The 12,828-nt window shown below is 37.7% G+C and carries 14 protein-coding genes (1 of these 14 cut by a window edge); all 14 read right to left on the bottom strand.

Annotation, left to right across the window (positions count from 1 at the left end; translation table 11 throughout):
- A protein-coding gene (gene dusB, locus ACUN26_RS24315) for a tRNA dihydrouridine synthase DusB (RefSeq protein WP_000912241.1) crosses the window boundary here: on the bottom strand, positions 1-945 show its 5' portion. It extends 54 nt beyond the left edge of the window; 945 of the gene's 999 nt are visible here — the first part of the coding sequence; its start codon is at positions 943-945; the stop codon falls past the left edge of the window.
- A gap of 23 nt (positions 946-968) precedes the next feature.
- Positions 969-1,172, bottom strand: a complete 204-nt coding sequence (locus tag ACUN26_RS24310) for a helix-turn-helix domain-containing protein (protein WP_000387027.1) — start codon at positions 1,170-1,172, stop codon at positions 969-971.
- A complete protein-coding gene (gene folK / locus ACUN26_RS24305) occupies positions 1,124-1,639 on the bottom strand; it encodes a 2-amino-4-hydroxy-6-hydroxymethyldihydropteridine diphosphokinase (protein WP_001059455.1) in 516 nt (171 codons plus the stop codon). Before folK ends, ACUN26_RS24310 begins: the two co-directional genes overlap by 49 nt.
- On the bottom strand, positions 1,636-1,998 hold the full coding sequence (gene folB / locus ACUN26_RS24300) for a dihydroneopterin aldolase (RefSeq protein WP_000358065.1): 363 nt from the start codon (positions 1,996-1,998) through the stop codon (positions 1,636-1,638). The genes folK and folB overlap by 4 nt, the downstream gene beginning before the upstream one ends.
- Complete coding sequence (folP, locus tag ACUN26_RS24295; protein WP_002104269.1) at positions 1,999-2,859, bottom strand: dihydropteroate synthase; 861 nt, start codon at positions 2,857-2,859, stop codon at positions 1,999-2,001. It lies immediately after the preceding gene.
- Complete coding sequence (gene pabC, locus ACUN26_RS24290; protein ID WP_000909853.1) at positions 2,834-3,706, bottom strand: aminodeoxychorismate lyase; 873 nt, start codon at positions 3,704-3,706, stop codon at positions 2,834-2,836. The genes folP and pabC overlap by 26 nt, the downstream gene beginning before the upstream one ends.
- Positions 3,700-4,287: an aminodeoxychorismate/anthranilate synthase component II gene (pabA, locus tag ACUN26_RS24285; protein ID WP_000602280.1), complete on the bottom strand. Its 588-nt coding sequence runs from the start codon at positions 4,285-4,287 to the stop codon at positions 3,700-3,702. The genes pabC and pabA overlap by 7 nt, the downstream gene beginning before the upstream one ends.
- Before the next feature lie 5 nt (positions 4,288-4,292).
- The gene (gene pabB, locus ACUN26_RS24280; protein WP_001189707.1) at positions 4,293-5,690 is read right to left on the bottom strand and encodes an aminodeoxychorismate synthase component I; all 1,398 of its coding nucleotides are present in this window, start codon (positions 5,688-5,690) and stop codon (positions 4,293-4,295) included.
- A 222-nt stretch (positions 5,691-5,912) separates the two neighbouring features.
- The gene (cysK, locus tag ACUN26_RS24275; protein ID WP_001261721.1) at positions 5,913-6,836 is read right to left on the bottom strand and encodes a cysteine synthase A; all 924 of its coding nucleotides are present in this window, start codon (positions 6,834-6,836) and stop codon (positions 5,913-5,915) included.
- A 117-nt stretch (positions 6,837-6,953) separates the two neighbouring features.
- The gene (hslO, locus tag ACUN26_RS24270) at positions 6,954-7,829 is read right to left on the bottom strand and encodes a redox-regulated molecular chaperone HslO (RefSeq protein ID WP_000656374.1); all 876 of its coding nucleotides are present in this window, start codon (positions 7,827-7,829) and stop codon (positions 6,954-6,956) included.
- A gap of 6 nt (positions 7,830-7,835) precedes the next feature.
- Entirely contained in the window at positions 7,836-8,624 is a 789-nt protein-coding gene (locus tag ACUN26_RS24265) for a type III pantothenate kinase (RefSeq protein ID WP_000578374.1), read from the bottom strand.
- A gap of 223 nt (positions 8,625-8,847) precedes the next feature.
- Entirely contained in the window at positions 8,848-10,749 is a 1,902-nt protein-coding gene (gene ftsH, locus ACUN26_RS24260; protein WP_001079666.1) for an ATP-dependent zinc metalloprotease FtsH, read from the bottom strand.
- Between the two features lie 85 nt (positions 10,750-10,834).
- Entirely contained in the window at positions 10,835-11,377 is a 543-nt protein-coding gene (gene hpt, locus ACUN26_RS24255; RefSeq protein WP_000981842.1) for a hypoxanthine phosphoribosyltransferase, read from the bottom strand.
- Positions 11,374-12,804: a tRNA lysidine(34) synthetase TilS gene (gene tilS, locus ACUN26_RS24250; RefSeq protein WP_000655437.1), complete on the bottom strand. Its 1,431-nt coding sequence runs from the start codon at positions 12,802-12,804 to the stop codon at positions 11,374-11,376. Before tilS ends, hpt begins: the two co-directional genes overlap by 4 nt.
- Positions 12,805-12,828: the final 24 nt, after the last annotated feature.

Below are 12,828 nucleotides of genomic sequence, written 5' to 3'. Positions count from 1 at the left end.
TAATACATTCGCAAGGTCTTGACGTGTGTTGCAAGTATTGATGCCATTACGCACACTCGCATTACCACGAACACCTTTTAAATACCAAGCCGCATGCTTTCTCATCTCTCTTACAGCAACATTTTCATTCTTTAAATCGATAAGACGATCTAGATGCAACATACATACATCAATTTTCTCGCGCACTGTTGGTTCCGGCATTAATTCACCCGTCTCTAAATACTTTACCGTACGATAAATCATCCACGGATCCCCAAGAGCAGCACGGCCAATCATAACACCATCTACACCAATTTCATCAAGCATACGCTTCGCATCTTGCGGTGTTTCAACATCACCATTTCCAATAACCGGGATATTCACAGCTTGCTTTACTTGTTTAATAATATCCCAATCTGCTTTTCCTTCATACATTTGCACTCGTGTACGTCCATGAACTGCCACTGCCTGTCCACCAGCACGCTCAACAGCTCTAGCATTTTCTATTGCGAAAATATGTTCTTCATCCCAACCTATACGCATTTTAACTGTAACTGGCTTTTCAACAGCATCTACAACTGCCGCTACCATTTCATATATTTTATTTGGATCTAAAAGCCATTTTGCTCCTGCATCACACTTAGTGATTTTTGGTACTGGACAACCCATATTAATATCAATAATGTCTGCTGTCGTATATTTATCTACATATTTCGCAGCATCTACAAGCGTTTCTTTCTCTCCACCAAAAATTTGTAAACTTAATGGCTTTTCTCTCTCGTCGATATATAACATATCTAACGTTCTCTTATTATTAAGTAATATCGCCTTATCACTTACCATTTCAGCACAAACTAAGCCTGCACCAAATTCTTTTACTGTTAAACGGAATGCAGAGTTACACACTCCCGCCATCGGTGCTAGTACAACCGGATTTTTCATCTCAATATTTGCAATCTTTAACACTGGATTTACTCCTTCCTTCATAATTACTTTGGCATTAGTTCATCTATCGAGACCTTTAATGCTTTAGCAACTTCTACTACAAAATCTTGGGAAGGCGATCGATTCCCTCTCTCAACTTCACCTAAAACAGATACAGATACCCCTAATTCTTTAGCAAAACCTTCTTGTGTATAGCCTTTCAGCTTTCGAAAAGCACGAATGCGTCTTCCCCATTTTTCTGCTTCCATACCGTTACTCCCTCTCGCCTTTTCATTTCTTCTACTTGTGAACGTGAAATGTCTTGTTTTATATCTTGATTAATTTCTAACAACGGAACGATAACAAAAGCTCTTTCGAACATCCGCGGATGCGGAACAATAAGATTCTCTGCTTCAATATTTTCTTGATTATAGAGTAAGATGTCAAGGTCGATGGTTCTCGGACCCCATCTAATTTCCCTTTTTCTTCCTAGGTCATTCTCTACTTTTTGCGTTACTTTCAATAATTCTTGTGGTGATAAATTGGTAGAAATTTTTATAACTAAATTTAAAAAGCAACTTTGGTCAGTATAGCCAACTGGATCAGTTTCATACACTGATGAAACATCATCAACTTGGATATACGGACTTTTATTTAAAAACTGAATCGCTTCAGTTAAATACGTATAACGCTCTCCAATATTCGAACCTAATGCAATGTACGCTATATTATTCATGAACGTTCTCTCGTAATTTCTACCGCTACAGCGCGATAATGCCCCGGTATCGGCGGATCTGGTTTAATTACCTTAATTGTACATCGTGAAATACTCTCATATTGTTTCAATATATTTGTAGCGATATTTTCAGCGATGCTCTCTACAAGCTTATACGTTCTATCTTCGACAACTTTCCTACACAATTCAAAAAGCTCTCCATAATTGACAGAATGCTCTAAGTCATCACTTTCTCCTGCACGTTTCAAATCCAATTCTACCGTTAAATCAACTTTAAACCTCTGACCTAATTTATTTTCCTCTGGGAATACACCATGATAACCGTAAAACTCCATATCATGGATATAAATTTTATCCAATTACTTTACCCCCTTACCAATCATCGCATCCATCATTTTAGCCATACGCGCCATTTCTTTCACATCATGAACACGAACAAATTCACAGCCCTTTTCAATACCGAGACAAACGGTAGCTCCAGTTCCCTCAAGACGTTCCTCTACCGGTAAATCTAGTACATGTCCAATAAAGGACTTTCTTGAAGTGCCTAAAAGAACTGGATAACCTAGTACATTTAACTGTTCTAAATTACGCATCGCTTCCAAATTTTGTTCAGGCGTCTTAGCAAAACCAATACCTGGGTCTAAAATAATATTCTCATCTCGTACACCAGCAGCTTTAGCAATTTTAATACTGTCATACAAATCAGCAATCATATCCGCCATTAAATTACGATAACTCATATTGTCACGGTTATGCATTAAGATGATAGGTACATCATAATGAGCTGCAACTTCAGCAATTTTCGGTTCCGCCTTCGCCCCCCAAATATCATTAATAATGTGAGCACCAGCTTCAATTGCTTGTTTCGCAACTTCTGCTTTATACGTATCGATAGAAATAGGCAATTCCACTTCCTTCGAAACCGTTTGGATCATCGGAACAACTCGTTTAATTTCTTCTTCCACCGAAACTTTAGCGAAACCCGGGCGAGTAGATTCACCACCAATATCAATAATATGAGCACCTTCATCTTTCATTTCTTTCGCATGGCGCACCGCAGCATCCACTTCGTTGTAACTCCCACCATCAGAAAATGAATCTGGCGTTACATTTAAAATCCCCATAATTAATGTCTTTTCATTTAAATTCAATGTATATTCGCCGCAGCGCAAATCATAATCCCACTTCAAATTACACATCTCCTCTTCGCAATTCATTTCTACTCCACAATTTCTCTCTCTGCATTTCATAAAGATGCATAAACCTTTTTGTAATCATTCCGACTTTACCCGGGAAATCTCGTCCCTCTATATGATAAAGCGGAACAATTTCTTGAATGGAATTCGTTACAAAAGCTTCATCTGCTGAAAGCAATTCATCTTTCGTAAAGAAACCTTCCTTTATTTCTATACGAAGCTCCTCTGCAACCTTTATAATAAATGCACGAGTGATACCATTTAAAATCCCTGTTTTTAGCGAAGGCGTATACAAAACATTGTCTTTCACAAAAAAGAGATTCGAAACAATACCCTCTGCAACATAACCTGCTTCAGTAAGAAAAATACCTTCCTTATCCACAACATTTCCAATTTCGCGTTTCCCTAAAATGTTATTTAAATAATGATGGGACTTCAAGCGAAACGCACCCTCTGGTGTATTTCGCACTTGTTTTAAAACAACCCCTTCTTTTTCCACTATATCCCCTGGGGCTGGTAAAGGTTTTATAAAAACAATAACCGACGGCTCTTCATACATTTCGGTTTGCAATCCTATTTCATCTACACCCGCCGATACATTGAAACGAACATATGCATGCTCCAATTCATTCTTAACGAGGAGATTTTTCAAAATAAGCATTACATCATCTTTTGTCATTGTCCATTTGATTTGCAATGTATCTAGCGCATCTATTAAACGTTTATAATGATCATCCAACAAGAAAGGATGACCATTATAAATACGAAACGTCTCAAAAACTCCAAGTCCGTATAAATAACCATGGTCATAAGGAGAAATTTTCGCTTCATTCGCTTCTACATATTCACCATTTACGTAAATTAACACGATGCCACGCTTGGACTATATTTGCGAATGAAATTCTGTAATAATTCTTTCCCATGAGAAGTCATAATAGATTCCGGATGGAACTGCACACCTTCAATCGGTAATGTTGTATGACGAAGCGCCATAATTTCCCCTTCCTCTGTCCAAGATGTTACCTCTAAGCAATCAGGTAACGTCTCTTTCTTAACAATAAGGGAATGATAACGCGTTGCAGTAAATGGATTAGGAATGTCCGAGAAAATCGTCTTTCCATCATGATGCATAGGCGACGTTTTCCCATGCATTAATCGCTCTGCTCGAACAACTTCTCCACCAAAGACTTGCGCAATAGATTGATGCCCAAGACAAACTCCAAAAATCGGAAGCTTTCCTGCAAAGTATTTAATAGCTTCCATACTAATTCCCGCTTCATTCGGACTACATGGACCTGGTGAAATCATTAAGAAATCTGGTTTCATATTCTCAATATCTGCAATAGTCACTTCATCATTACGCTTAATAACAAGCTCTTGTCCAAGTTCTCCAAGAAATTGCACCAAATTAAATGTAAAAGAATCATAATTATCAATCATTAATATCATTTCTCTCACCTAACCGTTTCTTCGCTACTTTCTTTTGCACGCCATAAAGCAATTGCCTTTTTTAACGACTCTTTATATTCATTTTTCGGATTTGAATCAATTACAATTCCCGCTCCTGCTTGCACATGCGCTTGCCCATCTTTAGCAAGAAGCGTTCTAATTACAATATTCAATTCCGTATCTCCAGAATAACCAATCCAACCAATTGAACCTGTATAAATCCCTCGTCGAACAGGTTCTAATTCTTCAATAATTTCCATCGTACGTATTTTCGGGGCACCGGTAATTGTTCCACCAGGGAATACAGCTTTCACTAAATCGAAAGCATCCTTATCTTCTTCCACCTCACCACGCACATTAGAAACGATATGCATAACATGTGAGTACTTTTCAATTACCATAAATTCATCTACTTCTACAGTGCCATATTTACAAACGCGCCCTAAATCATTTCGTTCTAAATCTACAAGCATTACATGCTCCGCTCGTTCCTTTTCGTTCTCAATTAATTCCCTCGCTAATTCTTCATCCTCTTGTTCATTCGCACCGCGGGATCTTGTACCAGCAATTGGTCTTGTACTTACTTCTTGCCCTTGTTTTTTAATTAGCAATTCAGGCGAAGCACTAACAATTTGAAAATCCCCAAGCTCCAAGTATCCCATATATGGAGATGGATTAATTTTACGAAGACTTGTATAAATTTCTAGCGGATGCGTTTGTAAAGTTCTTTCTTGCCTTGTCGACAAGTTTACTTGAAACACATCACCATTTCCAATATATTCTTGAATACGTTCAACAGCCTTCATAAAGCCTTCTTCTGTAAAAGCAACCGCTTCATTTTTCTTTTCAGGACGTTCAAACGGCATAGTCACTTCAGGCACTTCTGCCGCCCAAAGATTCTTCCATTCATGTAATCGTTCTTCCGCCTCTGCATGCTTATCTACATAATGTGTAATAATCCACAATACTTTTTCTTCTTGATCATAGACGAACACATCGTCAAATAATAAAAAGAATATATCGGGTATATTCAGATCATCCTCTGCAAGAGAAGGGAGTTTTTCGATATAACGGATACAATCATAACTAAAGTAGCCAATCGCACCACCTTGAAACGGCGGGTACTCTGGATTGTAGTCTGTTTTCCATTTTTCCATATATTCTTGCATTAAATCTAATGGATTCCCTCGCTTTATTGTTTCCTTACCACTTTCGCTTATATGTAACGTTTCACCCTTCCCTTGGATTACCGCTACTGGGTTTAACCCCACTATGTTATAACGACCGCCACGTCCGCTTTCTAGCAAAATATGTTGCGGCTTATCCTGAGAAAGAAATTTATATTGCTTAAAGAAATCTAACTGATATGGAATAGAAAGCGCTAAAGATTTTCTTCGTTGCATATCAACACCCCGTCTTCTTTTATCCCACCCTCTTAGATTAACCACCTCAAACTACATAAGCTCTTTATATAGAAAATGATTATACTCGAAGGTTAGTGAAAATAAATTAATTATACTACCTCTTATTTTACATGAAGTTTTCTAGTCAATCACTCTTTTCCTATTTCCAATCCAAAAAGAAAAAAGCATCCTTTTTCAAGGATGCTTTTCAATCACATTCAATTATGATTCAAATTGATAAAGTGGTGTACTTAAATAACGTTCACCGTTACTTGGAATAATAACAAGTACTTTTTTCCCTTTACCTAATTTTTTCGCAACTTCTGTCGCTGCATAAATAACTGCTCCTGAAGAGATACCAACTAAAATACCTTCCTCTTTAGCCACTCTTCTCGCATATTCAAACGCTTGCTCTGTTTTTACTTGAATAATTTCATCATATACCTTTACATCCAATGTCTCTGGGATGAATCCCGCCCCAATTCCTTGGATTTTATGTGGCCCCGGCTTCCCACCAGATAATACTGGTGAGTCCGCAGGTTCTACTGCATAAATTTTAATATCTTTATACGCTTCCTTCAGCACTTCACCAGCACCAGTAATTGTTCCACCTGTACCAATACCTGCAATAAACGCATCTAATTGATCACCCATTTGTTCAACAATTTCTGGACCTGTTGTTAAACGATGAATTTCTGGATTTGATTGATTTTGGAACTGTTGCGGTATAAAGTAGCCATGCTCTTTCGCTAATTCAGTCGCTTTACGAATTGCCCCACCCATTCCTTCAGGACCTGGAGTCAATACTAATTCAGCACCGTAAGCACGTAATAAATTACGACGCTCAATACTCATTGTTTCTGGCATTACTAAAATCGCCTTATATCCTTTAGCGGCCGCTACCATCGCTAAACCAATTCCTGTGTTACCACTTGTTGGCTCAATGATTGTATCGCCTTCTTTTAATAATCCTTTCTTTTCAGCATCTTCAATCATAGCTAATGCAATACGATCTTTAACACTGCTCCCAGGATTCATAAATTCTAATTTTAAGTATACATCTGCGCTGTCTGATTCTACGATGCGGTTCAACTTAACGATCGGCGTTTTCCCGATTAATTCTGAAACTGATTGTGCCACTCGCATTCCTGTCACTCCTAACACCGAGTATTTTTATTGGTTTTATCTATATTTAGATTTTGTCAGAAAATTCCCTGTTTGTCAATCTATCCGAGCGAACAATTCTCCACCCAAACTTCCTTATTACAAGTTCACAATTATGCTTGTAATATCTTCTTTAGAGAATTTATATCGTTCATTACAGAAATGACAGTGCACTTCCGTCTCTTCTTCTTCTTCACGAATTTGCTCTAATTCTGTTTTACCTAAACTAATTAACACACTCTCAATACGTTCACGTGAGCAAGTGCAATTAAATTGAACATCCATAGTTTCTAATACCTTTACTTTATCTTCCCCAAGAACTGCATATAGTAGCTCTTCTGGAGAAAGACCTTGTTCGATCAATGTTGATACAGGAGGGATTTTTTGCAAACGATCTTCAATGAATGCAATTGTTTCTTCCTGTGCGCCCGGCATAATTTGAAGGATAAATCCACCCGCCGCTAATACGCTGTCATCTCCATTTACAAGAACACCAACACCAACAGAAGAAGGCGTCTGTTCAGAAACTGCAAAATAGTACGTGAAGTCTTCTCCTAATTCACCTGAAACAATTGGAGATTGACCAATAAACGGCTCGCGCATACCAATATCTTTAATTACAGTTACAAATCCTTCTGTTCCCACCGCTTGATATACACGTAGTTTTCCTTGTTCTGTTCCTTCAAAATCAACATGCGGATTCGTTACATAACCACGTACATCCCCATTTGCATGAGCATCCACTAAGATTGGACCAATCGGACCGTTACCCTCTACCTTAATTGTTAACTTTTGATTACCTTTTAACATCGCACCCATCATTGTACCCGCAGTTAAAGAACGGCCAAGCGCTGCTGAAGCAGTTCTCCACGTGTCGTGACGTCTTTGCGCTTCACTTACTGTATTTGTTGTACGCACACTATACGCACGTACTTCTCCATCAAATGCTAAAGCTTTTACTAAATAATCTTTCATACTTATTTATTCACCTTTCTCATACTGTAAATTTGCATTACGTTCATATAACATATACAAACCTTTTAACGTTAAAAACGGATCTACGATATCAATTACATTTGATTCTTCTGAAATTAATTTCGCTAATCCACCTGTTGCAATAACTTTTGGTTCCTGTTTAGCTTCCTCTTTCATACGCTTAACAATACCTTCCACTTGTCCAACATATCCGTAAAGAATACCAGATTGCATCGCACTTACTGTATTCTTCCCAATAACACTACTTGGTTTTGTAATTTCAATACGAGGAAGTTTTGCCGCTCTACTATATAAGGCTTCCGCTGAAATCATAATTCCCGGTGTAATAACTCCACCCATGTAATGCTTCTCTTCGTTAATATAACAATATGTGGTAGCCGTACCGAAATCGACAATAATAAGCGGACTTCCATATAAATGGATTCCCGCTACTGCATTTACAATTCGGTCTGCGCCTACTTCACGCGGATTTTCATATTTAATATTTAGCCCTGTTTTTATCCCGGGCCCTACTACAAGCGGTTTAATTTTAAAATACTTTTCACACATGCGCTCTAAAGCAAACATAATTGGTGGTACAACTGAAGACACAATAATACCTTTCACATCTTCAAATGAAAGACCCTCATGCTCAAGTAACTGCTTTACAAGCATTCCATATTCATCTTCCGTCTTGTGACGATCTGTTTCCATACGCCAATGCTGACGAAGTTCCCCATCTTGAAATACGCCTAGTACAGCATTTGTGTTCCCTACATCCAATACAAAAATCATATTCTCACCACTTATCTTATTTAATCTATATTTATGTAGTATGTATAAAACTTATAAAAACATCATATCACACATACTTATATAATCAGCTTTTCTATCCTCATCATTTTACAAAAAGATTACTCTCTATTTCAATTTTTAATACTAATTTTATTAAAAATTTTTCCGACTTAGTATTTTTCTACAAATAAAAAAGGAGTGACAATTGTCACTCCTTTATCTCTTACTTATCTTCTACGTCTTCATCGTCCTTCTTCATATTGATGTTTACTTTTACATCATCTGAAGATGTTGGGCGCTCTGGCAATCTGCCGTAATCATATAAATGATTAATTTGCTCTGCATCTAACGTTTCTACTTCAAGTAACGTTTTCGCAATAATATCTAGCTTATCACGTTTTTCAGTAAGAATTTGTTTCGCGCGGGCATAACATTCTTTTATAATCGTTTGCATTTCCACATCGATTTCATGTGCAATTGCATCACTGTAGTTTTGTTCTGAATGGAAGTCTCTTCCTAAGAACACTTGACCACCTTGCGAGCTACCGAATTGCATCGGTCCAAGCTTATCACTCATACCGAACTCCGTAACCATACGTCTTGCAATACCAGTCGCACGTTGGAAGTCGTTGTGAGCACCTGTGCTTGCTTCACCAAACACAATCTCTTCAGCTACTCGACCACCAAGTAAACCAGTGATTTTATCAAGTAACTCTGGTTTTGTCATGAAGTAACGATCTTCTTTCGGAAGCATTACTGCATATCCACCAGCTTGACCACGAGGGACAATTGTTACTTTATGAACGATATCTGCTTCATCAAGGACAACACCAATTACAGTATGGCCAGCTTCATGGAATGCAACGATATTACGTTCTTTTTCAGAGATAACACGACTTTTCTTAGCTGGACCTGCAATAACACGATCCGTCGCTTCATCAATGTCACTCATATCAATTTTCTTCTTATCTTGACGCGCAGCTACTAAAGCAGCTTCGTTTAATAAGTTTTCAAGATCGGCACCAGAGAACCCTGGTGTACGAGTTGCAATTGCTCTTAAGTTAATATGATCATCAAGCGGTTTATTACGAGCATGTACTTTAAGTACAGCTTCACGACCATTTACATCTGGACGATCTACTGTAATTTGACGGTCAAAACGACCTGGACGTAATAATGCTGGATCAAGAATATCGGGACGGTTTGTTGCAGCGATGATAATAATACCTTCGTTTGCACCGAATCCATCCATTTCAACAAGTAATTGGTTCAGCGTTTGCTCACGCTCATCATGGCCACCACCAAGACCTGCGCCACGTTGACGTCCTACTGCATCAATTTCATCAATGAAAATGATACAAGGAGCATTTTTCTTTGCATTTTCGAATAAATCACGTACACGGGATGCACCGACACCGACAAACATCTCTACGAAGTCAGAACCACTGATAGAGAAGAACGGAACGCCAGCTTCACCTGCAACAGCACGTGCTAATAAAGTTTTACCTGTACCTGGAGGTCCCACTAACAGAACACCCTTAGGAATACGGGCACCAACTTCAGCAAACTTACGAGGATCTTTCAAGAATTCAACTACCTCAACAAGCTCTTGTTTCTCTTCATCCGCTCCAGCAACATCTCTGAAACGAACTTTTTTCTTTTCGTCATTATATAACTTCGCCTTACTTTTCCCGAAGTTCATAACACGGCTACCGCCGCCTTGAGCTTGGTTTAATAAGAAGAAGAATAAAATGAAGATAATGACAAACGGAATGATAGAAGTAAAGAAGGTTACCCAAGCACTTGTTTCTTCTGCTGGTTGATACTTAACTTCAGCACCTTGCGCTTTATCATTAATTTTCTTTTGTAATTCCTCAGTATTTGGTGCATAAGTAACAAATTGTTCTCCTTGGCTAGAAGTATTAAATTGTCCTTTTACCTCAAACACACCATTTTTCGGTTGAAGTTGCACATTGCGCACTTCACCTTTTTCTAGTTTAGTAATGAATTTATCGTAGCTAACTGATGTCGTTTTTTGCGTTGAACCATTAAAATAGCTCACGATTCCAATTACTACTAGGAATATCAGTAAATAAAAGATGGTATTACGGAAGATACGATTCATTCCTAACCTCCTCTCACGGCATAAACACTATTGTAAATCGTAACATAGAAAAACTTTCCTATACAATTGTAACGCCTGTATTTAATTAATTTGAGTAAACGCTTGGTTTTAATACTCCTACATAAGGAAGATTACGGTACTGCTCTTTATAATCTAATCCATATCCTACAACAAACTCATGTGGGACAGTAAATCCAACATAATCCGCTTTCAAATCTACCTTGCGGCCTGTTGGTTTGTCTAATAACGTAACAATTTTTACAGACTTCGCTTTACGATATTTAAATAGGTCCACTAAGTAACTTAGCGTAAGACCGCTATCAATAATATCCTCAACGATTAAAATATCGCGACCTTCTACAGAAGTATCAAGATCTTTTAAAATTTTCACTTCGCCTGTTGAAACAGTAGAGTGACCGTAACTAGATACAGCCATAAAATCCATTTCAAGATATGTATCTGTTCTCTTTAATAAATCTGCCATGAATGGCATTGCGCCTTTTAATACACCAATTGCAAGAGGTACTGTGTTTTTATAATCCTCTGCAATAATTGCACCTAATTCGCGCACCTTTTCTTGTATTTGTTCTTCAGAAATTAATACTTTTTCGATATCTTGATTCATCATTTCATTATCCTCCCGGAAGACTCCTTGCTTTTGTAGTGAATAATCATATATTTATCCTTCTTTGCCATCTCTTTCGAAACAGCAAATGCAGATCGCTTCAACAAGGGTATCCAAATAATATTCCCACTTGCATCACAAACGACCGGCCATGCTTCTCTTTTTTCTCTTGGTACTTTTGCTTCGATAAAAATAGTTTTTATCTTTTTTGTGCCATTCATACCTTGTATTGACATGCGATCTCCATTTTCCCTAGAACGAATACGAAGTGGATATGATATATCATTATACTTAGCAACAAATACTGTTTCATTCATGTTACTTGGTATATCTTCGCTCACCTCTATTACAAGTTCATCCCCGTTCGATAGCGTAATTGTCCCGGGTACTGATAAATCTTGCGAAAAAGGAGAAACAATTTCTTGTTTAAATCCAAAGCTACACTCCTCGTATGTGCGAACAATTTTTAAATCACCTGGGAAATCAAGTGAACCCGAAGGTTGTGTCCGCTTAAAAAACTCAATCACTTTGTCAATATGTATAGAGGAAAGAGAAGATGGAATCTTATATTCATAAAGATAGTTTAATATTAGTTGAATCCCTCTTCTTTGTAAAGGCATAGACATGGATTCAAAGGCAGGAATTGATAAGCTAATTTGTTTATCACTTTTTTTTGTAATTACTTTATTCATTTTCTCAAAAGCTAATTCCTGCAAATAAGCCTCATCCTCTTGCATCTGCACGCTAAATTTTTGAAATTTCTCATGCACTTGTGGATTTTCTTCTTTCAAATGAGGAAGGACATATTTACGTAATCGATTCCTTGTATATACTTCCTTTTTATTACTCGGATCTATACGGGGAATTAAATTTAGCTCATTACAGTAATTAACAATTTCTTCCTTCGTTACTCCAAGTAAAGGCCTAATTAAATATCCATTATGAAAAGGACGCTTCACTGCAATTCCTGCATACCCTTTCGGAGTACTCCCTCGTACAAGGCGCATTAAAATCGTTTCTACTTGATCATCTCCATGATGCCCAAGAGCTACATATCTCGCATCATATTTCTTCATTATTCTTTCCAAAAATGCATATCTGCATTCTCTAGCAGCAACCTGCGCATTCATTCCGTATTGCTGTTGATATTGCGACACGTTAACCCTTATCGTTTCGCAAGTAACTCCCAGTCCTTTGCAAAGATCCTGCACAAACTGTAGATCCTCATGAGATTCATCGCCTCTAAACATATGATCCACATGCGCTACTACAATTTCCAACTGTTTTTCTGCCCTTTTTTCTAACAAATAATATAGAAGAGCTAAAGAGTCAGGGCCACCCGAAACTCCTACAACAATTGTTGAACATTCCTTTAATACATCATGCTGCTTTACAAAGTCATCTACCTTTTCAACAAATGTATCTTTCAACTTCGTAATCACCTTTCATTAAAC

The sequence above is a fragment of the Bacillus sp. WC2503 genome (assembly GCF_052682895.1).
The sequence above is the reverse complement of the archived record's forward strand: the minus strand, read 5'-3'. Positions and strand labels throughout refer to the sequence as shown.

What these genes read in the sequence shown, in the direction of transcription:
- ACUN26_RS24310 (WP_000387027.1), bottom strand. Translation starts at nt 1,172, where the DNA reads ATGGAAGCAGAAAAATGGGGAAGACGCATTCGTGCTTTTCGAAAGCTG.
- folK (WP_001059455.1), bottom strand. Translation starts at nt 1,639, where the DNA reads ATGAATAATATAGCGTACATTGCATTAGGTTCGAATATTGGAGAGCGT.
- folP (WP_002104269.1), bottom strand. Translation starts at nt 2,859, where the DNA reads ATGAATTGCGAAGAGGAGATGTGTAATTTGAAGTGGGATTATGATTTG.
- pabA (WP_000602280.1), bottom strand. Translation starts at nt 4,287, where the DNA reads ATGATATTAATGATTGATAATTATGATTCTTTTACATTTAATTTGGTG.
- pabB (WP_001189707.1), bottom strand. Translation starts at nt 5,690, where the DNA reads ATGCAACGAAGAAAATCTTTAGCGCTTTCTATTCCATATCAGTTAGAT.
- cysK (WP_001261721.1), bottom strand. Translation starts at nt 6,836, where the DNA reads ATGCGAGTGGCACAATCAGTTTCAGAATTAATCGGGAAAACGCCGATC.
- hslO (WP_000656374.1), bottom strand. Translation starts at nt 7,829, where the DNA reads ATGAAAGATTATTTAGTAAAAGCTTTAGCATTTGATGGAGAAGTACGT.
- ACUN26_RS24265 (WP_000578374.1), bottom strand. Translation starts at nt 8,624, where the DNA reads ATGATTTTTGTATTGGATGTAGGGAACACAAATGCTGTACTAGGCGTA.
- ftsH (WP_001079666.1), bottom strand. Translation starts at nt 10,749, where the DNA reads ATGAATCGTATCTTCCGTAATACCATCTTTTATTTACTGATATTCCTA.
- hpt (WP_000981842.1), bottom strand. Translation starts at nt 11,377, where the DNA reads ATGATGAATCAAGATATCGAAAAAGTATTAATTTCTGAAGAACAAATA.